The following is a 23,774-nucleotide window of genomic DNA, read 5'->3' on the forward strand; positions in this document are numbered from 1 at the left end:
TCGGGTGGGGCCTCGGGCGTCGAGCGCCATCCTGAACCCACCCCACCCGGCCGGGCTTCGCCCGTCCACCCTCCCCTCTCCGAGGGAGGGAGAAGAGCATGACCGACGCCGCGCTCGCCTCCCCCCAGGACGATCCGGAGGTCCGCAAGGGCCAGGAGGAACGCCTCGAGAAGGTCTGGGAGACGCCGAAGGGCGTTCGCTACTGGTCGGCCGTGAACAATTCCGAGGTCGGGATCTGGTACACCGCGACCGCGCTGTTCTTCTTCCTGTTCGCGGGCGTGCTGGGGCTGCTGATCCGCACGCAGCTCGCCGTTCCGGACAACGATTTCCTGTCCGCCACCTTCTACAATCAGGTCTTCACGCTGCACGGCACGGCGATGATGTTCCTGTTCGCGATCCCGATCTTCGAGGCGGTCGCGATCCTGATCCTGCCGGAGATGCTGGGCGCCCGCGACCTGCCCTTCCCGCGGCTGTCCGCCTTCGGCTACTGGAGCTTCCTGCTCGGCGGCGTGTTCGTCTGCGGCTCGATCTTCTTCAACGCCGCGCCCGACGGCGGCTGGTTCATGTACCCGCCGCTGACCACCGACGAGAAGCAGACCGGCATCGGCGCCGACGTCTGGCTGCTGGGGCTGTCCTTCATCGAGGTGGCGTCGATCGCTGCCGCGGTGGAGCTCATCGTCGGAACTTTAAAATGCCGGCCGCCGGGCATGCGCATCAACCTTATGCCGCTCTACGCCTGGTACGTGCTGGTGGTCGCCGGCATGATCCTGTTCGCCTTCCCACCGCTGATCGCGGGCGACATCCTGTTCGAGCTCGAGCGGATGTTCGGCTGGCCGTTCTTCGATCCCGCCAAGGGCGGCGATCCGCTGCTGTGGCAGCACCTGTTCTGGATCTTCGGCCACCCCGAGGTCTACATCATCTTCCTGCCGGCGATCGCGCTGCTCGCGATGATCGTGCCGACCTTCGCGCAGCGTCCGATCCTCGGCTACTCGTGGATCGTGCTGGCGGCGGTGGGCACCGGCTTCCTGTCGTTCGGCCTGTGGGTCCACCACATGTTCACGACCGGGCTGCCCGCGATCTCGCTCGCCTTCTTCTCGGCCGCGTCGGAAGCGGTCGCGATCCCGACCGGGGTGCAGATCTTCGTGTTCCTTGCGACGCTGCTCGCGGGCCGGGTGATCTACTCCGTGCCGATGCTCTACGCGGTCGGGGCGCTCGCGATCTTCGTGTTCGGCGGCCTCACCGGCGTCATGGTGGCGCTCGCGCCGTTCGACTGGCAAGCGCACGACAGCCACTTCGTGGTGGCGCACCTGCACTACACCCTGATCGGCGGCATGTTCTTCCCGCTACTCGCGGGCATCTATTACTACTTCCCCTTCGTGATGGACCGCAGACTGTCGGACCGGCTGGGTAAGATCAGCTTCTGGCTGCTGTTCGTGGGTTTCAACGTCACCTTCCTGCCGATGCACATCACGGGCCTTCGCGGCATGCCGCGCCGGGTGTTCACCTACGCGGAAGGGCTCGGCTTCGACACGCTCAACATGGTCTCGACCGTGGGCGCCTTCGTGTTCGCGGCCGGCGTGCTGGTGGTGGCCTGGGACATCCTGCGGCCGAGGGGCAAGGAGCCGCTCGCGCCGCGCAACGTCTGGAACGCCGGCACGCTGGAGTGGCTCTCCCCAAATCCGGGCAAGGAGTGGGGCGTGCGCACCGTACCGATCGTCTCCACGCGGTACCCGCTCTGGGACCAGCCGAACTTCGTGCGGGACTACGACGAGGGCCGGTTCTACCTCCCCGACGCCGAGGAGGGAAAACGCGAAACGCTGATCACCTCCGTGCTCGACGCCCGGCCGATCCAGTGCCTGCGCGTGCCGGGCAACACCTTCATCACCATGGGGGCGGCCTTCCTCACCGGCGGCGCCTTCATTGCGGCAACCTTCTACGCCTGGACGCTGACGATCGGCTTCTCGATCGCGGCGCTGATCGCGATCCTGATCTGGCTCTGGACCGGCACCGCGATCATCCCGGAGAAGAAGGACAAGGACGTCGGCCTTGGCCTCCGGCTGCCGCTCTACGTCTCCGGACCGGATTCGGTCGGCTGGTGGGCGATGTTCATCACGATGATCGGCGACATGTCGGCCTTCGCGAGCCTGATCTTCGGCTACTTCTTCTACTGGACGATCCACGCCACGGGCTTCCCGCCTGCGGACGCCGCGGGTCCCGGCCTGCTGTGGCCGTTCACGGCGCTGGTGCTCACAATCGCGTCGTGGGGCGCGATGCTGCTCGCCCGCCGGGCGAACGCCGCCGACCGGCCGCCGTCGCTACGGCTGTGGCTCGCCCTGTCCGTCGTCCTCGCGGTCGGCGGCGGCGCGGCGCTGCTGTGGGGGCCGCACACCACCGGCCTCGACCCGACCTCCCACGTGTACCCCGCGACGGTCTGGGTCATCGCGATCTGGACCGCGGTCCACGTCGGCGTCGGCGTGATCATGACGCTCTACTGTCTGGCGCGCTCGGTCGGCTCCAAGCTGACCAAGGAGCACGACATCGACATCCACAACGTCGTGCTGTTCTGGCACTTCGCTCTGATCACCATGGCGGTCAGCGTCGCGACCATCGCCCTGTTCCCGCTGGTGGCGCGATGATCGGCGTCGAAGGTCACGTCATCCCGGACGGCGCGGAGCGCCGGGCCGGGAACCACGCCGTCGTCCTCCGGCTTGACCGGAGGACCCATCTCGGACGTAGAGCTCAACGCCTGGCATGGATGGTCCGGTCAAGCCGGACCATGACGGCGGGGGTGGGTCACGGCCTCATTCGGATGATGATCCCGGCTCTGCGCTGCGCTTCGGCCGGGTTGACGCCGCACGCGGAGGCCTGTGCATGATCGCCTCCACCCGCGCCAACCTCGTCACTCTCGTCACCGCGCCCACCGTCTGGGCGCTGCATTTCCTCGTGTCCTACACCGCCGCCGCGGGTTACTGCGCCAAGACCATGGCGGACGCGCGGGTGATGACCGGCGCGGCGTGGCCGGACATCACCATCGCCCGCCTCGTCATCCTGGCCGCGACGGTGGTCGCCGTCGCAATCATCGCGCTTTGCACGCGGCAGGCCTGGGGCCACTGGCGGAGCGGCGACGTGGACCCGCCGTTCGACGAGCCGAGCTTCGAGGGCCGGCAGGGCTTCCTGGGCTTCGCCACGCTGCTCCTTTGCGGGCTCTCGGTCGTGGGCGTGATCTTCGTGGCGCTGCCGGCCGTGTTCATCGGAGACTGCCGATGAACCGCAAGCTCCTCCTCGGCGCAGGTCTCGCCGCGCTCGCGCTCGCCTGGGCGCCGCAGACCAGCGCCCTGATCGGCCACGGCTTCACCGGCCACATGATCCGGCACATGGGCGTGGTGGCGATCGCCGCGCCCCTGCTCGCGCTCAGCGTCGCGGGCTCCCGCTACGATCTGTCGGACCGCCATCCGCTGCTGTTCGCGGCCGTCCCCGCCTCGCTGGTGGAGCTGATCGTGGTGTGGGGCTGGCACACGCCCGCCGCCCACGATCTCGCTCGCGGAAGCGACCTCGCCTACCTCGGCGAGCAGGCCTCGTTCCTGCTCTCCGGCCTCTGGGTCTGGCTCGCCTGCTTCGGCTACGGGGCCGCGACCAAGGCGGGGCGCACCGCCGCGGGCGTGGTGGCGATGCTGCTCACCTCGATCCACATGACGCTGCTCGGCGCGCTGCTCGCCATGAGCGTCCGGCCGCTCTACGCGGCGCATCACCAGGCGAGCGAGGCGCTGACGCTGCTCAACCCGCTCGACGACCAGCAGCTCGGCGGCGTGATGATGTTGCTGATCGGCGGCGCGGCCTACCTCGCCGGCGGCGTCGCCCTCGTCGGCCGCCTGCTCTCCGACGACCGCGCCCCGTCGGCGCTCACCCGCGGTGGCCGGCCATGAGCGGGTTCCTCAACCGCGGCGTGAACGTCCGCGTGACCCCCAAGCGCGCCGGTATCGCGGCGGTGGCGGCTGTCGCGGCCGGCCTCGCCTTCGGCTGGTCGGGCCTGTTCAACATCTCGGCCAGCACCAAGCACTGGCCGGTGACGGACTGGTTCCTGCACTGGGTGATGATCAACTCCGTCGAGACCTGGTCGATCGGCGTCGAAGTTCCGGACAACCTCGACGACCGGGCGCTGATCGCCCGCGGCGCCGGGCACTACGCCACCGGCTGCGCCTCCTGCCATGGCGCGCCGGGCCGCCCGCGCTCGCCGCTGACCGACGTGATGAGCCCCCCGCCGCCGGACCTCGACGCCAAGGTCCCGACCTGGGAGACCGCGCACCTCTTCACCATCGTGAAGCACGGCGTGAAGTTCTCCGGCATGCCGGCCTGGGTCTCGTTCGACGAACGCGAGGACGAGGTCTGGTCGGTCGTCGCCTTCCTGAAGAAGCTGCCGGGCATGACGCCGGACGAGTACAAGGCGCTCGCCATGGGGGCCGAGACCGACGGCGCCGTCGGCGGCCTCGTGGCGCTCGCGCATGGCCCGCAAGGCCGCGGCCCGCGAGAAGACACGCTCGCCGACTGCGCCCGCTGCCACGGGCGCGACGGCCTGGGACGGGACGGCGACGCCTTCCCGGTGATCGCCGGCCAGTCGGAGGACTACCTGTTCGACGCGCTGTCGGCCTACGCCGTGGGCAAGCGCCACAGCGGCATCATGCAGCCCGCGGCGGCCCGTCTGCCTTACTCGGAGCTCGCGGCGCTGGCCGAGCACTACGCCAACCAGCCGGCCGCGCGCCCGAAGGACGCGCCGACGCCCGATCCGGCGCTCGTGGCCACGGGCGAGACAATCGCGCGCGAGGGCGTGCGCGCCACCGGCACCCCCGCCTGCCAGTCCTGCCACGGCCCTTCTGCCGCAGCGCGCAACCCCGCCTACCCCTCGCTCGCGGGGCAGCACGCGTCCTACCTCGAGACGCAGCTGCATCTCTGGGAGAAGGAGCACGATTCCCGCGGCGGCGGGCCGTTCCGCGAGATCATGCGCAAGGTCGCGTTCCGCCTGACGCCGGAGGAGATCCGCGCCGTCGCCGCCTACTACGCCTCGCTGCCGCCGGGGAAGTGAGGGGCGGCGGCGTCACCTGAGAGTCCGCTCGAGAGACGCAACGTCTCGGCCCCCTCCCCGCAAGGAGGAGGGGAGAAAAAACGGCGGCGCAGTCGCCTTCAAAGGCTGGGAATGGGGCGCTACGGCTTCCGGTACGACGTCGCCCGGATCGTGAGTTCCGCTCCCGCGGGATCCCGCGCGAACACCACGCCGGCCTGCTTCGACGACTTTCGCGCCACGTAGTCGAGCGTCACCTCGGCGCTCTCGAGCACCGCATCGCCCTGCTTCAGCTCGGCGAGCATCAGGATTTCCGCCGCGGTCGAGGCGCCCTCGTTCTTCGCGGTGAAGCGGACCACGTAGCCGCCGGGGCCCTGGCTGACGTCGTCGACGGTGGCTATGATCGCGGGCGGCCCGTCCTCGTAGGTCAGCGCCTCGTGGGTCAGCACCCCCAGCACGCCGACGACAAGGGCGGCGCCCAGCCCCGCGACGCCCCACTCCAGCCATCCGACCCGCCGCGTCTCGGCGCCTTCCTCGGCCATGTCCGTTCCCTATACGATGAGCCGCGCGAAGGCGGCGCCCACGGCGGCGGGGAAGCCCAGCGTCACGCACAGCCGGAGCGCAGCCTCGATCCCGAGATCGTCGAAGCGGCCGAAGGTCCACATGAGGGCGAAGCACACGAGCAACGACAGCGCGTAGCCGACGACGGTGTAGCGCGCGAACAGGCTCCAGAAGCCGGCGCCCTCGGGCTCCACCGGCTCTTGGCCGGCGTACTGCAGCACGTAGACCACGGAGTGCATCGCGGCGAGCGAGACGAGGACCAGCACGATGGCGTGAAACGGCGTCATCTCGGCCGAGATCAGGTCGACCTCCTCGGTCGGCGCGACGCTGAAGCAGAGGTAGATGGCGCCGGCCGCCATGAACAGCAGCTCCGCCCAGTAGCCCGCCTCGCGGGCGTGCCGTTCGTCGCTTTCGTCCGGCTTGCCGAACTGGCCCTGCGCCACCACCGCGCCGAGGCTCGCCGGGACGCTCTCGATCACGATCGCTCCCATGATCTCGTCGAACGACATCCGCGGCTCGATCAGGCCGAACAGGCTGAGGATCACCGCGGAGGTGACGACGCCGACCGCGAAGGCGACCAGCGCGTCGCGGATGTCGTCGCGCCAGCACGTCGTCTCTTCGAAACCGATGAAGCGCGACAGGCCGACGAGCAGCGGGATCAGCCCCGCGACGAGCGCCAGCATCCGCCAGCGGTCGAGGCTGGCGCCCAGCGACCACATCTCCATGGTCATCAGCACGGGCAGCGAGAACACCACCGCGCCGCCGACCGCCCGGCCGACGCCCGCGAGAAACTCGACTTCGATCTCGCGGCGGGACGGGCTTTGCGCGGACGCCATGAATGCGGGTTCCGGAGGGCCGCCGGCGGATGCCGGCGTCGGCGCTAGATCGCGCCGGCGCGGCCGGCGTCAAGCGGCTAAACGGCGCGCGGCGTCAACGAGTTCGCAGGTGTACTCCTCGCGCGGCGCGGCGAGCACCGTGCGGCAGGCGCCCTCCTCCACCACCCGGCCGCGGCGCATCACCATCACCCGGTCGCACAGCGCCTCGACCACAGCGAGGTCGTGGCTGACGAAGACGAGACTCAGCCCGCTGCCGTCCCGCAGCTCCCGGAGCAGCGCGAGCACCTGCGCCTGCACCGACACGTCGAGCGCCGAGACCGGCTCGTCGAGCACGACGATCGCGGGCTCCGCCGCCAGCGCCCGGGCGACCCCGATACGCTGCAGCTGTCCGCCGGAGAACTCGTGCGGGTGGCGGCCGGCGTGCCCGGGCGCGAGCCCCACGCGCGTAAACAGCTCCGCCACCCGGGCCTTCCGGCGCGCGGCGTCCCAGCCCTTCAGCCCGATCATCGGCGCCTCGACGCTGGCGCCCACCGTCTTGCGCGGGTTCATGGCGCTCGCCGGATCCTGGAACACCATCTGCACGCGCCGCTGCAGCCGGCGGCGATCGCCCGACCGGCCGAGATCGAGCGTCTCGCCGTCGAGCGCGACCGCTCCGGCGCTCGGCTGCAGCAGCCCGACCAGCATGCGCGCGAGCGTGGATTTGCCGGAGCCGCTCTCGCCGACGATCCCGAGCGTCTCGCCCGGCCGGAGCGCGAAGCTGACGCGATCGACCGCCACAAGCGCCGGACGCGCCGCGCCGAACCACCCGCCGCCTCCGCCGAAGCTGCGGGTGACGGCGCGGGCTTCGAGCAGGGGCGACGACGCATTCCGTGCTTCGAGACCCCGTCCTGCGGACGGCTCCTCAGCATGAGGAGGTGGAGAGTCGCCGGGGAGTCTCAATCCAAGGCCTCCTCATGCCGAGGAGGCCCGAAAGGCCGTCTCGAAGCACGCACCCCATCACCGAGCCATCCCCTCACGCCGCCTCTCCCAAAAGCTCACGCCAGCGGATGCAGCGCACACGGCGATCGTCGCCCGCGTCCTCGAGCGGGATCGGCCCCGCCCGGCAGGCGTCGATCGCGTGGTCGCAGCGGGGAGCGAAGGCGCAGCCGTCGGGGCGCGCGTCGATCGCGGGCGGCGCGCCGGGGATGGGCGCGAGCGGCTTGTCCGGCTGCCCGAGCTGCGGCGCGCAGGCGATCAGGCGGGCGGCGTAGGGGTGTAGCGGGCGTTCGGCGACGGCGCGCGCGGGGCCCTCCTCCACGATCTCGCCGGCGTACATCACCGCGATCCGGTCGCAGAGGTGGGCGACCACGCCGACGTCGTGGCTGACGAAGATCAGCGCCGCGCCGCGCTCGCGCCGGATGCGGGCGAACAGCTCCAGAATTCGTCCTTGCGTCGTCGCGTCGAGCGCGGTCGTCGGCTCGTCCGCGATCAGCACGTCGGGGGCGTTCGCGAGCGCCATGGCGACGCCGACGCGCTGGCGCTGGCCGCCGGAAAGCTCGTGCGGGTAGGCCCGCGCGATGCGCCCGGGGTCCGGCAGGCCCACGTCCGCCATCAGCGCCCTCGCCCGCGCGCGAAGCGCCTTCGCGCCCTCGCCCGGTCCGGGCCGGATCGCCTCCACGATCTGCGCATCGATCCGCATCAGCGGATTCAGCGTCGTCAGCGGATCCTGGAACACATAGGCGATGCGGTCGCCCCTGAGGCGCCGCAGGGCGTCGAGGCTGAGGTCAAGCACATCATCGCCGCCGATCCGCACCTCGCCGGACACGATCGTCCCCGGCGGCGTCGGCGCGAGCCGCGCGAGCGAAAGCGCGGTGACAGACTTGCCCGAGCCGCTTTCGCCCACGATTCCCAGCGCCTCGCCGGCCCGAAGCGCGAAGGAGACGTCCCGGATCGCCGGGAAGCTCCCGCGCGGCGTTGCGAAGGCGGTGGAGAGGGCTCGGACGTCGAGGACGGAATTAGCGAGAGCGCCGCTCGCTTCGTGCCCCAGCGTTCCCGACGCTGCCCTCCCCCGCTCCACCCGCGTCGCCGGCTGCGGGACGCCGGTCTCGGCGCCCTTCATGCGGGGGTCAAGCGCGTCGCGTAGGCCGTCGCCCAGCAGGTTGAGGCCGACGACGAGCACGAACACCACGACGCCGGGCGCCGCCGCCACATGGGGCGCGGCCGCCACCACCTTGCGGCCGTCGCCCAGCATGGAGCCGAGGTCCGCCTGCGGCGGCTGCGCGCCGAGGCCGAGGAAGGAGAGGCCCGCGGTCTCGAGGATCATCCAGCCGATGGTCGTGGCGGCGGTGACGATGAGCAGCGGGGCGACGTTCGGGAGCACTTCGCTGACGAGGATCCGCAGATCCGAAAACCCGGCGAGGCGGGCCGCGGCCACATAGTCCCGCCGCACGATCCCGAGCGCCTGCCCTCTCACCGCGCGGGCGAAGAACGGCACGTTGACGATGGCGATCGCGAGCGCGGCGTTGGTCAGGCCCGGCCCCAGCGCCGCGACCACGGCGAGCGCGAGGAGCAGGTAGGGAAAGGCCATCAGCACGTCGACCAGCCGCATCAGCGCGCCATCGACCCAGCGGCCGTAGAAGGCGGCGACGAGGCCGATGATCCCGCCGACCAGCGCCGCCGCGAGCGTCGCCGCGACGCCGACCGCGAGGCTGACGCGCAGCCCGAAGATCAGCCGCGCGAGGATGTCGCGGCCGAGCTGGTCCGTGCCGAGCAGATGCCCCGCCGCGCCCGGCGCCGCCAGCCGGTTGGCGGGCTCGGTGGCGTTGGGGTCGAGCAGCGGGAGGAACGGCGCCGCCAGCGCCAGCGCCACGAAGCCCAGCACCAGCGCGAGGCCCGCCACCGCGAAGGGCTGCCGCAGGAGCCGGGCGAGAACGCTCACACCTCGATCCTCGGGTCGAGGGCGGCCTGCGCGAGGTCGGTGACGACGTTGATCGCCACATAGAGCGCGGCGACCGCCAGCACCCCGCCCTGCACCAGCAGGATGTCGCGCCGGCCTATGGCCTCCACCAGCATGCGGCCGACACCCGGCCACTGGAACACGGTCTCCACATAGACCGCGCCGCCCAGCACGTAGCCCGCCTGAAGCCCGATGACGGGGACGACCGCGACCAGCGCGCTTTTCAGCGCATGGACCGAGATCACCCAGTCCTCCTCCACCCCCTTGGCGCGGGCGGTGCGCACGAAATCCTGCCGCAGCACGTCGAGCATGGCGGCGCGGGTGAGCCGGCCGAGGATCGCGGTCGCGACCACCGCAAGCGTCACGGCCGGCAGCACGAGATGGCGCAACAGATCGGCGATCCCGCCTCCCCCAAACAGCGCGCCCATGCCGCCGGTCGGGAACCAGCCGAGCCCGACCGAAAGCCAGAGGACGAGCAGGAGCCCCAGGAAGAACGAGGGCGTGGAAACGCCGAGCAGCAAGGCCAGGCCGATAGCGCGGTCGACCCAGCCGTTCTGCCGCACGGCGGAGGCGACGCCCGCGGCGAGGCCGAACAGCGCGCTTAAGCCCAGCGCCGCGGCGGCGAGGATCAACGTGGGCCCGAGCCGCTCCAGCACCTCGTCGAGCACCGGCCGGTCGAGCGCGTAGGAGCGCCCGAGGTCGCCGGTGAGCGCGTTCCCGACCCAGGCAAGGTAGCGGACGGGAAGCGAACGATCGAGGCCGAGCTCCGCGTTCAGCCGGGCGACGCTCTCGGGCGTGGCGTAGGAACCGAGGATCGCGAGCGCGGGATCGCCGGGCACGAGCGCGATCACGAGGAACACCACCACCGTGACGCCGAACAGCACGGGGACCGCGAGCGCGAGGCGGCGGAGGGCGTAGGACCTCATCGCTTGCGCACCCCCTTGAGCTCCAGCAGCGACGAGGGCTCCAAAGTCACCCCCTCGACGCCTCGCGCGGTCACCGCCGTCTGCTTGGCGGAGGCGACGAAGGCCCAGGGCGCGGCGTCGTGCACGAGCCGGTCGATGCGTCGGTAGAGCCCGGCGCGCGTCTCGGCGTCAGTCTCCTTGCGCGCGGCGTCGATCAGGCGGTCAAGCTCCGGGTCGGAGAAGCCGCCGGCGTTGAAGCCGCCTTTGTCGGCGACGGCCTCCGAGCGCAGGGCGAGATAGGGCAGCGTGTCGGGGTCGTTGGTCGCCCAGGCCATCTCCGCCATCCCTGCGCCCTTCAGGCCGCCGTTGACGCGGGCGAGATAGGCGTTCCACTCGAAGGTCTCGATCACGGCCGTGAGCCCAACGCGGGCGAGGTCCGCCTGGATCGCGGTCGCCATAGCAAGCGGCTCCAGCATGCCGGAGCCGCCTTCGGCCGCAAGCAGGGTGAGCGTCGTGCCCTCGGCGCCGGCCTCGCGGATCAGCGCGCGGGCGCGTTCGGGATCGTGCGGGTAAGGCCCCAGCGCCGGGTCGTGGGCCACGCCGAACGCGGGCGAGATCGGGCCAGCCGGCACGGTGGCCGCGTTCGACAGAACGTCCTCCGCGATCGTGCGCTTGTCGATCGCGAGGTTCACCGCCCGGCGCACCCGCACGTCCCGGAGCGGCCCCTCGGCCGCGTTCAGGATGAGGAACCAGAGGTGCGGCGCCGGCGCATCAAGCAGGGCGAAGCGGGCGGGGTCGCGGAAGCTCGCGAGTTGGTCCGGCGGGACCTCCACCATCAGGTCGAGCCCGCCCGCCAGCATCTCGCTCGCCCGGGCGTTGGCGTCCGGGATCGGGCGGAACGCGATCCGCGCCAGCGACGGCTTATCGCCCCAGTAGGCGTCGTTGCGCACGAGCGCCACCTGCCGGCCGCTCTCCCAGCGCTCAAACCGAAACGGACCCGTGCCGACGGGCGCGCGGCCGAAGCCTTTGCCTGCCGCCTTCGCCGCCGCCGGCGAGACCATGTAGCCGATGGGGTAGGCCAGATGCGCGAGCAGCGGCGCGTAGGGCTCATCGAGCCTCAGCCGCACGGTGAGCGGATCGACGACCTCCACCGCCGTCACCGGCGTGAGGAAGAACGCGAGCGGAAACGGCCCGGCGTCCGCGTTCGGATGCTTCGGGTCGAGCAGGCGCGCGAGGTTGAACCAGACGGCCTCCGCGTCGAACGCCGTCCCGTCGTGAAAGCGCACGTTCGGGCGGAGATGGAAGGTGTAGGCCCGCCCGTCCTCCGACATCTCCCAGCGCTCGGCGAGCGCGGGCGCGGGCTCCAGCGATCCGGGGCGAAACCGCACCAGCCCCTCGAACAGGTTGGCGAGGATGCGAAAATCGTTCGCGGCGGTCACCGTCGCCGGATCGAGCGACTTGGGCTCCGCCATCTGGCCCACGACCAGCGTGTCCTTCGGCGTCGCCGTGCGCCCCGGCCCGGTGGCGACGAGGGCGGCGATCCCGAGCGCGAGGCCGAGGACGCAGATCGTGAAGCCGGTCGCGGCGCGGCCCATGTCCCCTCCCGGTTCGGCTGCAGGCCTCCTCCGTTATAGGCCGCGTCGTGCGTCCGTCAGGGTCGTCGAGAGGTCAGGAGAAATCTACCCGGCATAGACAGCCAAAGATCCATCCTGCGCCACTCGACCGCAGTCATGGACTTTCACTTGAAACGCAACGCGATGCCCATACTCTCCACGCCCCGCAATAATCGAAGGTGCAATCCATGGCATATGTGCTGGGCACGGGTCAGAACGACGTCCTCGACTACAGCTCAGGCGTCACCGACGGCGGAGACACTATCCTAGGTGGCAGCGGCGAAGACGTGATCTACGGCCGCGGTGGCAACGACACCATCTACGGCGGCAACGACGTTTCGACGAACTACCTCGGCGCCGACATCCTGTACGGCGGCGACGGCGACGATCTGCTGGTCGGCGACAAGGGCGTCGACACGCTCTATGGAGGCGACGGCGCCGACACCTTCGCGATGCGCTACGAGACCGAGATCGACGACGTCTATGGGGAGAGCGGCGTCGACACCTTGTCGTTCTTCGGGTTCGACCGTGCGGTCAACGTCAATCTCGCAAAGAAATCCTATTACGTCGAAGGCGCCACGGAGGGCGCACATGTCGTGTCCGGCGTCGAAAACGTCCTGGGCGACGGCGGCGACGACATAATCGTGGGCGACACGCGCAACAATCGCCTGGAGGGCGACCTCGGCGACGACACGCTCGACGGCGGCGCCGGCAACGACTACCTGCAGGGCGGCTCCGGCGCGGACCGGCTGATCGGACGGGACGGGAACGACCGGATCTACGGCGGCAGCGACAGCGACCAGCTGTTCGGCGGCGCAGGAAATGACCGGCTCTACGGCGGGACCTTCGCCGATCGGCTGTACGGCGACGCCGGCGACGACGTGGTGTCGGGCGACGACGGCGACGACCTCGTCTACGGCGGCGACGGGGCCGACAAGCTGCTCGGCGGTCTCGGTCAAGACAAGCTCTACGGCGGCGACGGGAACGACACGCTCTACGGCCAGGACGGGAACGACGTGCTCCGCGGCGATGCGGGCGCCGACACTCTGATCGGCGGGAGCGGCGACGACACGTTGACCGGCGGCGCGGGCGCCGACCGGCTTTCAGGCGGGGCCGGAAGCGACACCTTCGTTTTCGCGGGGCTCGCGGAACGCGACGTGATCACCGACTTCGCCGCCGGATTGTCGTCGCCGGACGTCATCCAGATGAACTCGAGCGTCTACGCCTCCTTCGCCGACGTGATCGACCACGCCCGGGACACCGCCTCGGGCGCGCTGATCACCTACGACAAGGGCAGCATCCTGCTGGCGCACGTCAGCGTGGCGGACCTCCACGCCAACGACTTCGTCTTCGTCTAGCAGAAGCTCAGGCGGCGTTCGAACGCGCTTCCGCGTCGTCCGAACGCCGCCTGAGCTTCGTAATGTCCCCGACTGTCAGAGCACCTTAAGCAGCCGGATGGTCGCCCGCAGATCTTCCCTGAAGCTGCCCTTGGCGTCCAGGTCATGCTGAAGCAGGCCGAGCACCTGGAAGTCAGGCGTCAGAAACTTTGAAACTTCAAACCTGATCTGGTCGGCCTTGGTGGCGGAACCGTTCGAGACGCCGTCGAGCTTCTGCTCGCCGCCCCAGAGTTTCGAATAGCCCAGCGCAACCCGAAGGGTGGAGTCCGAGGGCGGCGCATAAGACAGCCAGCCCTGGAACTGATAGGTCTCGTCCTGCGTCAGACGGCCGGAGCCCCGCGCCACGGCGTCCTTGTTCGCGCCGTACCACACCACGTCGCCGTTTAACTGCAGGGTGAACGGCCCCGCCGTGTGGACATAGCCCGCCTGCATGTCGAACTTCCACCGGTTCTCGCCGAGATTGAGGGTCTCGCCCGCGTCGTAGGCGCCGAGCGGCACGAACAGATAGGGCGTGATCGCGAAGTACCGTCCCGCCTCCGCATCGTTCAGAAGCCAGACCGGCGCAGCTAGGATCGGGTCGGCCATCCCCTTTGCGGAATCGAGATGCGCGCCGCCGAGCTTGCCGTCGAACAGCCCGCCGAAAGGCAGAAGCACCTGTGGCGCGACGGTGAACCCGCCGACGTCCATGTAATGAACGAAGCGCAGGGTCTCGACGAGCGAATTGAGCTTCGTGCCGTCCTTGATTTCGGCGCCCCCGACCGGCTTGAAGCTGCTCCGGGTCGTGAAGGTGGTGTAGGAGAGCGCAACCGTGGCGCCCGTAGGCGCAGGAATATAGTCGGTCGAGTTCACGTCGACGGCGTACGACGGCAGGCTGGACATCAGGACGACGGCTGTCGCCGAAAGGGCTGCGCCGAGCGCTTTCACGGGTGTCATGGTCATGAGTCTCCTGTCCCCAGAACGAGCCGAGCTCGTGGGATTGCGTGTTTCAGCGAGATGATGCGTGTGCGCCGGCGGCGGCCGCCTTCGCTCGTGGAGCGTTAGCGCGGAGCGCCTGGGGGATCGCGCTTGGCGGGCGGGAACCGCGTCCGGAACGCCGGGGTGATCTCGCCGGCCCTGACGGCGCGGGCGGGACCGTCGGACCGCAGCGGCGCGTCCGTCGGCGCGCGACGGGATCCGATAGGGAGGCGTCGGGCGGTCAGCGGCAGCATGCGTCGGCCCGCCGCCCGCCGACGTCGATCATCTCGCCGATCGTGACGAACTTCTCGCGCGGCTTGCCCGCACGCCGCCCGCGTTCCACTTCCGCTGCGTCGATCCGTTTCCAGGCCGCGTAGTCGACCACGGAGCCGCTGCGTGGGGCCGCGCCTGCGATCAGGCGCTCCGCGGCGAGCGGCGGAGCGGCGAGGCTGGCGAGGTCCGCAAGCACGCGCTCGACGGTGCCGGCGCTGCAAGCCCTGTTGGCGCCGATCGTTCCCTCGGGGCCTCGCTTGCTCCAGCCGCAGACGTAGAGCCCGGGAACGACCGCGCTTGCGGCGACGACCCTGCCCTCGATGTTGGCGTGGACTCCGCGGGCCTCGTCGTAGGGCGCTCCGGCGAGCGGCGCCGAGCGCCGACCAATGCTGGAGAACAGCAGACCGCACTCGATCGCGACGAGTTCGGCGCCGGCGTCGCCCTCGCCGCACCGCGTCCGGCGGAACATGGCGCGTTCGACGCGGCCGTCTCCCTCGATCGCGATCGGATCGAGATGAAAGCGGAAGACGCAGCGCCGCGGCTTCGTCCGGGGACCGCGGGCGAAGGCCTCCAGCATGCCGAGCGCCGCCCGTGTGTCGGGGCCCGCGTTCGCCGGCGACGCGAAACTGTGGGGCGCGAGGTCGTCCTCGTCGAGCGCGGGTTCGCAGCTTGTGAGATCGCTGAACTCGTGGAGCTCCTTCGGGGAGAAGCGGGTCTCGCAAGGGCCGCGGCGGCCAACGACGTGCACCTCCCGGATGCGGCTTTCCGCAAGGGCGCCGAGGGCGTGCTCAGCGATGTCGGTGTGACGCAGCTCGTCCGCGGTCTTCAGCAGAATGCGGGCGACGTCGAGCGCGACGTTGCCGTGGCCGACGACCACCGCGCGTTCCGACGAGAGGTCGAAGCGGAGGTGGCTGTAGTCCGGATGGCCGTTGTACCAGCCGACGAACTCGCCCGCGGAGCGGCTCCCCGCCAGCCCCTCGCCGGGAACCCCCATGCGTCGGTCCACCATGGCCCCGGTCGCGAGGATCACCGCGTGGTAAGAGGCGCGCAGCGTCTCCAACGGCACGTCCTCGCCGATCGCGACGCCGCCGACGTAGCGGAAGCCGGGGGTATGGGCGATGCGGTCGAAGACGGCGGCGACCTGCTTCAGCTTCGGATGATCCGGCGCGACGCCGGATCGCACGAGGCCGAACGGGGTTGGAAGTCGGTCGAACATGTCGACCGCTATGGGAAGCGCCGACCGCAACAGGCCTTCGGCCGCGTAGAACCCGCTGGGCCCGCCGCCCACGACGGCGACGCGGAACGTCGCCTCGGAAGGCTGGGGCCGCATGGGCGTGAGGGAGCCGCTCATGCGCTGAGCGCCTTGCGACGCTCCTCGGCGGTCGGCAGCGGCGGCAGCTTGCTGATGATCGTCGGCGTCTCGGCCGACCGAGCCCGGTTGATCTCGATCCAGGAGACCTTGTCGGGCGCCAGAAGATACGACGCCTGGATCGCGCCGACGGGGCACACCGGAACGCAGCCGCCGCAATCGATGCAGTTGTCGGGATCGATGTACGTCATGGTTTCATCGACGTGGAAGCATTCGACCGGGCAGACCGTCACGCACTCCGTGTAACGGCAACCGCAGCAGAGATCGGTCACGACGTAAGCCATGGTTGAGAGTCCTCATGCGTAGAGAAAGACGAAGCGTCGGCGGCGCGGCGGGCGTCAGGCCGAGGCCACTTCGACCAGCATGTCCGAGAAGGTCGGTCCGCGACCGAGGTCGGCGAAGGCCGGCGGCGTCAGCGCGTGGACGGTCGCGCCTCTGCGGTTGGAGCGCTGCCAGTAGCCGGCGGGCGCGACCACCACGCCGCGCAGGACGTCCGGCGACAGCGTGGCGAAGGCTTCGAACGCGCCCCGCTGGTTGAACACGCGGATCGCTCCCCCCGAGACGATCCCGCGATCGGCGGCGTCGTCGGGATGGAGAATGACGGCCTGCTCCTCGCCCGCCTGCGCAAGTTGCGCGGGCAGATTTCCGTAGTTGGAATTCAGAAAAGCATGGCTCTTCGGGGAGATCAGGCTGAGCGGGTACGACGCCGCGAGGTCCGGGCTCGTCCTCTTGCTTTCGTTCGGAGCGATGTAGTGAGGCAGCGGGTCGACCGTTTCGCCGGACTGCGAGCCGCCATAGCCCTGGCGAAACAGCGGGACCACGAAATTGCCGCCCGCGGCCATGGTGGAGCTGAACTCGCATTTGCCCGACGGCGTCGGGAAGTTGCCGTCGCGGTGGGGCGCCCAGTCGTCCGCCGCAGGCATGTTCAGCCGGATGTAGCCCTTCGCCTTCAGATCCTCGAGCGTGACGCCCTCGAGCACAGGGCTGCTCCAGTCCATCGAAGCCTCGATCATCTCGTCGTCGGAACGGAAGAAGAAGGGGTCGTCGATTCCGAGCGCCTTCGCGAGCCGCCGGAACAGCTCCGTGTTCGACACGGCTTCGCCGAGCGGCTCGATGGCCTGGTTGTTGTAGGACAGGTAGAGATGCCCCCAGGAGAACATGATGTCCTTCTGTTCGAGCTGCGTCGTTGCGGGCAGGACGATGTCGGCGTACTTCGCGGTGTCGGTGATGAAATGCTCGCTGACGACCGTGAACAGGTCCTCTCGCGCCAGTCCCGCCTCCAGCTTCTGCTGCTGGGAGACCATCGCCATCGGATTGGCGTTGTAGACGAACAGCGATCGGATCGGCGGATCCATGGGCTCTTCGCCGGTCAACGCCGGGCCGAGGCGCCAGGTGTTGAGCACGCGCATGGTTTCGGGCTGGAGGTCCGGGCGCATCAGGCCGGGCCAGTTGACGGGAAAGGCCCAGATCGGAAGCTGCAGCAGACCGCCGCCGACATGCGTCCAGGCGCCGATCAGCGCGGGCAGGCAGGCGATGGCGCGCACCGTCTGGCCGCCGCCGGCATGGCGCTCGACCGCGACGCCGATCCGCACCACCGCGGGCGGCGTCGTTGCGTACTCGCGCGCGAGCGTCAGGATGTCTTCGACGGGGATGCCCGTCTCGGCCGAGGCGAACTCGGGCGTATAGTCCGCCGCGCGCTCCGCCAGCGCGTCGAAGCCGATCGTGTGCTTCTCGACGTAATCGCGATCGACCAGCCCCTCCTTGACGATGATGTTGATCAGCGCCAGCGCGAGCGCGCCGTCGGTGCCTGGACGGATCGGAATGTGCCAATCCGCGAGCCGGGCGGTCCGCGTGCGCACCGGGTCGATCACGACGAGCTTGGCGCCGTTCTTCCGGGCGCGTTCGATGAAGGGCCAATGGTGGGAGTTCGTGCTGAGCGTGTTGCACGCCCAGAGGATGATGTACTTCGAATGGACGAAGCTTTCGGGATCGACGCCCGGCGTGTGGCCGATCGTCATCATGTAGGCGGTGCACGAGGCGGAGTCGCAGAAGGTGCGCTCACTCACCGTCGCGCCCAGCTTGTTGAACAGCGGATCGCCAACGTTGAGGCCATTGATGACGCCCTGGGTGCCGAGATAGCTGTAGGGGAGGATCGCCTGGCCGCCGTCCGAGGCGATGATGCCCTTCCAGCGCTCGGCGATCTCGCCCATCGCCTCATCCCACGTGATCCGCGCGAACTGGCCTGAGCCCTTCGGACCGACGCGCTTCAGCGGATAGAGGACTCGCCGGTCGCTGTAGACCCGGTCCTGATAGTTGTTGACCTTCACGCAGAGCCGCCCTTGCGTGAAGGGATGATCCGGATTGCCGCGCACCGCGATCGCTTTGCCGTCCTCGACGGTCGTAAGGATCGAGCATGTGTCCGGACAATCGTGCGGGCAGGCTCCGATAACCGCGTCGCGCGCCATACGCCAAATCCCTCTCGCCGCTTCCATGACTAAAATTCAGCATGGCGAGTTTTTGGGCAGGCGGCTTTATCCGTCCCTGCGGCTTGGTGTTCCTTTTCTGCGAAATTGAACAATAACAATCATGGCGCGGAACTTGCGTGCGTTCTCGAACGGTCATGCGGAGATGAACGCCAGATGCTGGGACATTCCGTCGACAAATACGTGAACGGATTCCTCGCCCAGACGTCGAACGCGCGGTGCTGGTCCGGATTGCTCGCCGAACGGTGGAGTCACGCCGCGGGCGAACTTCCGTCGCTCGTGCCGCGCGACACCGAGGTCGCCGTCTTGCTTCAGGGCCGAACCGTGGTGGAGCGCGCCGGCGGCGGCATGCGCCAGCACACCCATGGCAGACGCGGGACCATTTGGCTGTGCCCCGCGGGCGTGGAGGAGGAGTTCGTGGACGTGGTCGAGCCCATCGCCGACTGTCTGCACATCTTCCTGCCAGCGCGGCCCTTCGATGAAATCCTCCTGCGCGAGCACGACATCGACCCGGCGAGCGTGGAGTTGCGCTACGAGACCATCGCGAACGATCCTTTCATCGAGCAGGTCGCCGGGCAGATCGCGCGCGAGCTCTCGGCGGAGACCGCCGCCGGCCGGCTGCTGATGGAGACTCTGGGCGTCGCCTTGGCGGCGCACCTCGTCCACACCTACGCGTCCACGGCTAGGGGCGCGCCGCAGAAGTCCCCGGCGGCGCGGCCGCTCGACGCGAAGCGGCTGGCGCGGGTGACCGAGTTTATCGAACAGCGCCTCGACGGAGACTTCACCGTCGCCGACCTCGCCGCCGTGTCGTGCATGAGCGTCGCGCACTTCGCCCGCAGCTTCCGCGCGGCCACAGGCGAGCCGCCGCACGCCTTCGTCAGCGCGCGTCGGCTAAGCCGCGCGAAGCAGCTTCTGCTCAGCGACGCCTCCATCGCGGACATCGCGTCCACATCGGGCTTTTCGTCTCAGGCGAATTTCACCCGCGCGTTCCGCAACGCGACCGGCATGACCCCCGCCCAGTTCCGGAAGGAGGCCCGCTTCGCCGGCGGAGACCGACGCTGGCCTTGAGAAGCGATGGTAGGCCCGGCCGGACTTTGGCCTGAGGGCGGCTCTGAGCGGCGAAGCCGATCATCGCAGCCTTGTGCCGCCCGCGATTGAGCGGGGCTCGACCGCAGGACGACATCCGCTGTTTTGAACTCCTATAAACTATTGATCTTGCGGCGTTTTCTTCCATTGGATATGTAAGCCCTCAGCCGAGGGCGGGATCATGAACGTTTCGTTTCGAGGCGGGACGGAAGGTTCCGCCGACATGGATGCGCTCTTTCGCGACTACAGCGAAGACCTCAGGCGCTATGCCTATCGGCGGCTGCGCGACCGAGAGGCTGCAGCCGATCTGACGCAAGAGGCGTTTCTCCGTTACGTCGCCAGTCGGCAGCACGAGCGCTCAGACGCACGCGCCTCTCAGTTCTTCCTTTGGCGGATCGCCGGCAATCTGATCGTGGATCTCGTGCGCCGGGAACGTCGCCAGGGGCGGACGCTGCCGCTCGAGCACGCGGCTATGCTCGCCGACGCCGCGCCGCTCGCCGATCGAAGCCTCATCGCCCGCCAGGACTTCGCCGCGTTGAAGACCGCCCTCGACGGCCTGCCGCGCAAGACGCGCGCGGCGCTTCTGCTGAACCGCGTCGAGGGTCTCACCCACGCGGAAATCGCGACGCGGCTATCCATTTCGCCAAGCATGGTCAGCAAGCACATCATGAAGGCGCTCAGGGTCTGCCTGCTGAGTCTTGAATCCTCGGACGCCTAGGCCTGTCGGGTCTTGTTTTCCGGACGTCTTATGGAGAGGAAGACCGCCGGGAGAGCGTACGAGCGATGACGGACAATGCCGAGGACAGGCTGGACCCACTGACGGAGGCGGCGCTCGAGCGCATCGTCCATCTGCATTCCGGGGCGGCTGTCGCGACTGACTGGGCGGCCTATGAGGACTGGAAGGCCTCGTCAGCGGAGCGCCGCGCCGCGGCCGAGCGGGCCGAACGGTTATGGGTGCGGCTCGGCCCGGCTTTGAAGCCGCGGCGTGGCGGCGGAACAGCGGCAATCCTGGCGGCGCTGGCGATCGGCCTCGGCGGCGCATTCGCGGCGGGAGCCTTTGGTCCCCCCCGCGCCTTTTTCGCGGACGAGCGCACGTCCGCGGGTGAACGGCGGACCATTTCACTTGCAGACGGATCCACCGTGGAGGCGGACGCTTCGACCAGCTTCGACGTCGAGCTCAGGCCCGCCGAGCGCCGGCTGACGCTCTATTCCGGCCGCATCCACGTGGCTGTGGCGCCGGACGCCGCCCGTCCCTTCGTCGTGGAAGCGGGAGATCTCGAGGCGCAGGCGCTCGGCACCGCATTTGAGGTCGAACAGGCGCATGACATGTCCAGCGTACTGGTCACGGAAAGGCGCGTCCGTGCGAGCGACGTCCGAACCGGCGATCAGGTCGAGCTCGGGGTCGGCGAGGAAACGACCCTCAGGATCGGCGGTCGTCTCGCGCCGCGCGCCGTCGACGTGCGCGCCGCCACGGCTTGGCGGAGGGGACTCCTTGTTTTTGACGACCAGCCGCTGGAGGACGTCGCGGAAGAAATCAGCCGTTATGTCGGGGGGCGGGTTATCGTCCTGGGCGAGGCGGGCCGGCTAAGGCTGACCGGCGCCTTTCCTTCGAACGACGCCGCCGCGATGCTGGACGCAATCGCCGCGGCGCTTCCCGTTCGCGTGACCCGGCTCCCCTTCGTCACCATCGTGCGCGCCGCGGCGCCGTAGACGTCGCGATTCTTTTTCATCAGCTCGGTGTCGAAGTCGCACCCGCCGACGTCTTCCCCTGTGAGGCCGCCACGCGCGGCCCGCACGGCAAGCGGGGATTGAGATGGCGGGACGGGTGGGGACATGGCGTCGGCGAGCGGCGGCCTTTGCCTTGGTGGGCGTGGGTGCTTATGCGCCAGCCGGCCCAGCGCGATCGGACGAATTGGTTCGCTTCGCTATTCCGGCCGGGCCGCTTGGGGCGGCTCTTACGCAGTGGGCCGAGGTGTCGGGCCGCAAGCTTCTTTCGCCCGGGTCGGCCCTGCGCGGCGTCGAGACCACCGGCGTTCAGGGAGAATTACCGCCGGTGGACGCCCTGCGGCGTCTGCTGGAGGGCACGGGTCTTTCGTACGAACAGATCGACCCACACGCAGTGACCCTGGTGCAATTGCGCCGCGAGAGCGCCCTTACGGCGCAGGACGCCACCGAACTCGAGGAGATCTCGGTCGAAGGCGCAAGCCCAGGGGGCGGGGCACGTGGCGGGGCTCAGAGCTACGCTTCGAGCGTCAGCCCTGGCGCGACCAAGTCCAGCGCGCTCCTGGTCGAGACCCCACGCGTCGTGAATGTCGTTACCCAAAAGCAAATCGAGGACCAGGGCGCGCAGACCGTCACGCAGGCGCTGCGCTACACGCCGGGCGTCGTCACCCAGTATGGCGACACGGACTCGCGCTATGACTGGCTGACGGTCCGCGGCTTCACACCGAGGCGGTATCTGGACGGGCTGCGCCTACCCTTCGGCGCCCAAGGTTATTCCCAGGCCCGCATCGAGCCGCACCTGCTTGAAAGCGTGGAGGTTCTAAAAGGTCCGGCGTCCGGCCTTTACGGTCAGAGCAACCCGGGCGGCCTGCTGGCGATGACCAGCAAGACCCCGACCGAGACGGCGCGGGGAGAGATCGAACTGCTTGGCGGCAGCCATGACCGCAAGCAGGCGGCTTTCGACGTCTCCGGCCCGCTCGACGCGGAAGGACGGTTCCTTTACCGGCTGATCGGCCTCGCCCGCGATGCGAACACTCAGGTCGACCACGTCGAAGACGACAAGCTTTTCATCGCGCCGAGCTTCACCTGGAAGCCCACGGAGAGCACCACACTGACGCTTCTTGGGCACTATCAGAAGGTCGACGACAAAGGGGGCGGCGCTCCGCCGGCCCTGCCGGCCATAGGGACGCTTTACCCCTACCCCGGCTACGGCAAGCTCCCAACGAGCACATTCACCGGCGAACCCTCCTACGATCGCTTCATCAACGAACAGTGGTTTATCGGCTACAAGCTCTCCCATGAGCTCTCCGAAGGCTGGACGCTCCGTCAGAACCTCCGCTACGGCGAAGTCGACACCCACACCAGGCGTGTCCAGAACTATTGCCTTTCGGCAGCGTCCTGCGTGCCAACGAATCTCATTCGCTATGCTTGGGCGTTTCCCGAGCGGTCGCAGATGTTCACCGTCGACAATCAGGCGGAGGGTCGTTTTTCAACAGGTGAACTGGAACACACGCTGCTCTTCGGCGCCGACTTCACCCGCGAGAAGGCCGGCTATCGCGAGTCCAAGCTGGCGTATGTAAATCTGGAGGACTATGACGCGTTCAATCCCGGCCCCGGACATTCATTGGCGGAACCTCCGCTCGCGTTGCGCATTGGCACGGTCCAGCGCCAGCTCGGCCTATATGTGCAAGACACCATCAAGTGGAACGCGTGGACGCTGCAGGGCGGCGCTCGCTACGACTGGGCTAAGAACAGGACGTCCAGGAGCGGACCCGCGAGCAGCGACCCGCGACCCGTTACGAGCGATGACAAGGCCTTCACCGGCAACATCGGGCTGAGCTACCGGTTCGAGAATGGCTTTGCGCCGTTCATCGGCTATTCGACATCATTCCTGCCGGTGGCCGGCGTCAAACCGTCCAGCAATCCGCTTACACCGGAACCGTTCGAGCCATCTGAGGGCGAGCAGATTGAAGCTGGCGTAAAGTACCAGCCGGACGGATTTGCCGGCCTCGTCAGCCTGTCGGCCTTCCACCTCACGCAGACGAATGCGGTCACGACCAATCCCAACGGCTCCCGTAGCCAAACTGGCGAGATCGAGATCAAAGGCGTCGAGTTCGAGGGCAAGGCCGATCTCGGCCATGGCTTCGAGGGGATCGTCTCCTACGCCTACACCGATGCCGAGATCACCCGCACGACCGCTGCAGGCCAGCTTGGCAACCGCCCGGCCTTTGTGCCGAAGCATCAGGCGGGAGCTTGGCTGAATTACTCCTTCGGTCCCGGAGCGGCGGACGGCGTCAGCCTCGGCGGCGGAGCGCGTTATTTTGGAGCGTCCTTCGGCAACGAGGCGAACCAGTTCAAGACACCCGGCGTGACGCTGTTCGACGCCTCGCTGCGTTACGATCTCGGCCGGAGGATTACGCGGCTCGAAGGCGTTTCGCTGCAAGTGAACGCGAGCAATCTTCTGGACAAGAAGTACGTATCAACCTGCCTCGCCGCTTATGGCTGTAATTATGGCGACCGCCGCACCGTTTATGCGACGATGAAATACCGGTGGTGAATTGGACGCGGCGGTCGGTCCTGGGCGCCG

The 23,774-nt window shown here is 69.0% G+C and carries 19 protein-coding genes; 9 read left to right on the plus strand and 10 right to left on the minus strand.

What is annotated here, in order from left to right; all coding sequences use genetic code 11:
* Positions 1 to 98: 98 nt before the first annotated feature.
* From ctaD to JOD31_RS12010, 4 genes are all read left to right on the plus strand, one after another.
* Positions 99 to 2,636 (plus strand): cytochrome c oxidase subunit I, encoded by a 2,538-nt coding sequence (gene ctaD, locus JOD31_RS11995; protein WP_204950593.1) that lies wholly within the window; start codon positions 99 to 101, stop codon positions 2,634 to 2,636.
* A 235-nt stretch (positions 2,637 to 2,871) separates the two neighbouring features.
* Positions 2,872 to 3,267, plus strand: a complete 396-nt coding sequence (locus tag JOD31_RS12000; protein ID WP_204950594.1) for a hypothetical protein — start codon at positions 2,872 to 2,874, stop codon at positions 3,265 to 3,267.
* Positions 3,264 to 3,923: a cytochrome c oxidase assembly protein gene (locus tag JOD31_RS12005; protein WP_246482481.1), complete on the plus strand. Its 660-nt coding sequence runs from the start codon at positions 3,264 to 3,266 to the stop codon at positions 3,921 to 3,923. Before JOD31_RS12000 ends, JOD31_RS12005 begins: the two co-directional genes overlap by 4 nt.
* Positions 3,920 to 5,077, plus strand: a complete 1,158-nt coding sequence (locus JOD31_RS12010) for a c-type cytochrome (protein WP_204950595.1) — start codon at positions 3,920 to 3,922, stop codon at positions 5,075 to 5,077. The genes JOD31_RS12005 and JOD31_RS12010 overlap by 4 nt, the downstream gene beginning before the upstream one ends.
* A 119-nt stretch (positions 5,078 to 5,196) precedes the next feature.
* Here the strand turns inward: JOD31_RS12010 and JOD31_RS12015 are convergent, their stop codons facing one another.
* From JOD31_RS12015 to JOD31_RS12040, 6 genes are all read right to left on the minus strand, one after another.
* On the minus strand, positions 5,197 to 5,595 hold the full coding sequence (locus tag JOD31_RS12015; RefSeq protein WP_204950596.1) for a TIGR02588 family protein: 399 nt from the start codon (positions 5,593 to 5,595) through the stop codon (positions 5,197 to 5,199).
* 9 nt (positions 5,596 to 5,604) lie between these two features.
* Positions 5,605 to 6,450 (minus strand): TIGR02587 family membrane protein, encoded by an 846-nt coding sequence (locus JOD31_RS12020; protein ID WP_204950597.1) that lies wholly within the window; start codon positions 6,448 to 6,450, stop codon positions 5,605 to 5,607.
* Between the two features lie 69 nt (positions 6,451 to 6,519).
* Positions 6,520 to 7,227: an ATP-binding cassette domain-containing protein gene (locus JOD31_RS12025; protein ID WP_271206176.1), complete on the minus strand. Its 708-nt coding sequence runs from the start codon at positions 7,225 to 7,227 to the stop codon at positions 6,520 to 6,522.
* A gap of 235 nt (positions 7,228 to 7,462) precedes the next feature.
* Positions 7,463 to 9,367, minus strand: coding sequence for a dipeptide/oligopeptide/nickel ABC transporter permease/ATP-binding protein (locus JOD31_RS12030; RefSeq protein WP_204950598.1), 1,905 nt, complete (start codon positions 9,365 to 9,367; stop codon positions 7,463 to 7,465).
* Positions 9,364 to 10,311, minus strand: a complete 948-nt coding sequence (locus tag JOD31_RS12035; protein ID WP_204950599.1) for an ABC transporter permease — start codon at positions 10,309 to 10,311, stop codon at positions 9,364 to 9,366. Before JOD31_RS12035 ends, JOD31_RS12030 begins: the two co-directional genes overlap by 4 nt.
* Positions 10,308 to 11,885, minus strand: a complete 1,578-nt coding sequence (locus JOD31_RS12040; RefSeq protein ID WP_204950600.1) for an ABC transporter substrate-binding protein — start codon at positions 11,883 to 11,885, stop codon at positions 10,308 to 10,310. Before JOD31_RS12040 ends, JOD31_RS12035 begins: the two co-directional genes overlap by 4 nt.
* A gap of 206 nt (positions 11,886 to 12,091) precedes the next feature.
* On the opposite strand from JOD31_RS12040, the gene JOD31_RS12045 reads away from it, so the two are divergent.
* A complete protein-coding gene (locus tag JOD31_RS12045; protein WP_204950601.1) occupies positions 12,092 to 13,261 on the plus strand; it encodes a calcium-binding protein in 1,170 nt (389 codons plus the stop codon).
* Between the two features lie 75 nt (positions 13,262 to 13,336).
* Here the strand turns inward: JOD31_RS12045 and JOD31_RS12050 are convergent, their stop codons facing one another.
* The 4 genes from JOD31_RS12050 to JOD31_RS12065 all read right to left on the minus strand — a co-directional run bounded on the left by JOD31_RS12050 (position 13,337) and on the right by JOD31_RS12065 (position 18,361).
* Positions 13,337 to 14,239 carry a transporter gene (locus tag JOD31_RS12050; RefSeq protein WP_204950602.1) on the minus strand — a complete coding sequence of 301 codons (903 nt, stop codon included), beginning with the start codon at positions 14,237 to 14,239 and terminating at the stop codon, positions 13,337 to 13,339.
* Positions 14,240 to 14,495: 256 nt separating this feature from the next.
* Positions 14,496 to 15,878 carry an FAD-dependent oxidoreductase gene (locus tag JOD31_RS12055; RefSeq protein ID WP_246482482.1) on the minus strand — a complete coding sequence of 461 codons (1,383 nt, stop codon included), beginning with the start codon at positions 15,876 to 15,878 and terminating at the stop codon, positions 14,496 to 14,498.
* On the minus strand, positions 15,875 to 16,180 hold the full coding sequence (locus JOD31_RS12060; protein WP_204950603.1) for a ferredoxin family protein: 306 nt from the start codon (positions 16,178 to 16,180) through the stop codon (positions 15,875 to 15,877). Before JOD31_RS12060 ends, JOD31_RS12055 begins: the two co-directional genes overlap by 4 nt.
* Before the next feature lie 54 nt (positions 16,181 to 16,234).
* Positions 16,235 to 18,361, minus strand: a complete 2,127-nt coding sequence (locus JOD31_RS12065) for a molybdopterin-containing oxidoreductase family protein (protein ID WP_204950604.1) — start codon at positions 18,359 to 18,361, stop codon at positions 16,235 to 16,237.
* Positions 18,362 to 18,535: 174 nt separating this feature from the next.
* Between JOD31_RS12065 and JOD31_RS12070 the strand changes: the two genes are divergently transcribed.
* The 4 genes from JOD31_RS12070 to JOD31_RS12085 all read left to right on the plus strand — a co-directional run bounded on the left by JOD31_RS12070 (position 18,536) and on the right by JOD31_RS12085 (position 23,744).
* Positions 18,536 to 19,447 (plus strand): helix-turn-helix domain-containing protein, encoded by a 912-nt coding sequence (locus JOD31_RS12070; protein ID WP_204950605.1) that lies wholly within the window; start codon positions 18,536 to 18,538, stop codon positions 19,445 to 19,447.
* A 241-nt stretch (positions 19,448 to 19,688) separates the two neighbouring features.
* Positions 19,689 to 20,183 carry an RNA polymerase sigma factor gene (locus tag JOD31_RS12075; protein WP_246482483.1) on the plus strand — a complete coding sequence of 165 codons (495 nt, stop codon included), beginning with the start codon at positions 19,689 to 19,691 and terminating at the stop codon, positions 20,181 to 20,183.
* 236 nt (positions 20,184 to 20,419) lie between these two features.
* Positions 20,420 to 21,175, plus strand: a complete 756-nt coding sequence (locus JOD31_RS12080; protein WP_204950607.1) for a FecR family protein — start codon at positions 20,420 to 20,422, stop codon at positions 21,173 to 21,175.
* Between the two features lie 103 nt (positions 21,176 to 21,278).
* A complete protein-coding gene (locus JOD31_RS12085) occupies positions 21,279 to 23,744 on the plus strand; it encodes a TonB-dependent siderophore receptor (RefSeq protein ID WP_204950608.1) in 2,466 nt (821 codons plus the stop codon).
* The last annotated feature ends 30 nt before the right edge of the window (positions 23,745 to 23,774 follow it).

Source organism: Methylopila capsulata (assembly GCF_016907975.1).
Lineage (GTDB): Bacteria > Pseudomonadota > Alphaproteobacteria > Rhizobiales > Methylopilaceae > Methylopila > Methylopila capsulata.

What these genes read in the sequence shown, in the direction of transcription:
- JOD31_RS12055 (WP_246482482.1), bottom strand. Translation starts at nt 15,878, where the DNA reads ATGAGCGGCTCCCTCACGCCCATGCGGCCCCAGCCTTCCGAGGCGACG.
- JOD31_RS12050 (WP_204950602.1), bottom strand. Translation starts at nt 14,239, where the DNA reads ATGACCATGACACCCGTGAAAGCGCTCGGCGCAGCCCTTTCGGCGACA.
- JOD31_RS12060 (WP_204950603.1), bottom strand. Translation starts at nt 16,180, where the DNA reads ATGGCTTACGTCGTGACCGATCTCTGCTGCGGTTGCCGTTACACGGAG.
- JOD31_RS12020 (WP_204950597.1), bottom strand. Translation starts at nt 6,450, where the DNA reads ATGGCGTCCGCGCAAAGCCCGTCCCGCCGCGAGATCGAAGTCGAGTTT.
- JOD31_RS12005 (WP_246482481.1), top strand. Translation starts at nt 3,264, where the DNA reads ATGAACCGCAAGCTCCTCCTCGGCGCAGGTCTCGCCGCGCTCGCGCTC.
- ctaD (WP_204950593.1), top strand. Translation starts at nt 99, where the DNA reads ATGACCGACGCCGCGCTCGCCTCCCCCCAGGACGATCCGGAGGTCCGC.
- JOD31_RS12035 (WP_204950599.1), bottom strand. Translation starts at nt 10,311, where the DNA reads ATGAGGTCCTACGCCCTCCGCCGCCTCGCGCTCGCGGTCCCCGTGCTG.
- JOD31_RS12040 (WP_204950600.1), bottom strand. Translation starts at nt 11,885, where the DNA reads ATGGGCCGCGCCGCGACCGGCTTCACGATCTGCGTCCTCGGCCTCGCG.
- JOD31_RS12045 (WP_204950601.1), top strand. Translation starts at nt 12,092, where the DNA reads ATGGCATATGTGCTGGGCACGGGTCAGAACGACGTCCTCGACTACAGC.
- JOD31_RS12075 (WP_246482483.1), top strand. Translation starts at nt 19,689, where the DNA reads ATGGATGCGCTCTTTCGCGACTACAGCGAAGACCTCAGGCGCTATGCC.
- JOD31_RS12010 (WP_204950595.1), top strand. Translation starts at nt 3,920, where the DNA reads ATGAGCGGGTTCCTCAACCGCGGCGTGAACGTCCGCGTGACCCCCAAG.
- JOD31_RS12085 (WP_204950608.1), top strand. Translation starts at nt 21,279, where the DNA reads ATGGCGGGACGGGTGGGGACATGGCGTCGGCGAGCGGCGGCCTTTGCC.
- JOD31_RS12065 (WP_204950604.1), bottom strand. Translation starts at nt 18,361, where the DNA reads ATGGCGCGCGACGCGGTTATCGGAGCCTGCCCGCACGATTGTCCGGAC.
- JOD31_RS12015 (WP_204950596.1), bottom strand. Translation starts at nt 5,595, where the DNA reads ATGGCCGAGGAAGGCGCCGAGACGCGGCGGGTCGGATGGCTGGAGTGG.
- JOD31_RS12000 (WP_204950594.1), top strand. Translation starts at nt 2,872, where the DNA reads ATGATCGCCTCCACCCGCGCCAACCTCGTCACTCTCGTCACCGCGCCC.
- JOD31_RS12070 (WP_204950605.1), top strand. Translation starts at nt 18,536, where the DNA reads ATGCTGGGACATTCCGTCGACAAATACGTGAACGGATTCCTCGCCCAG.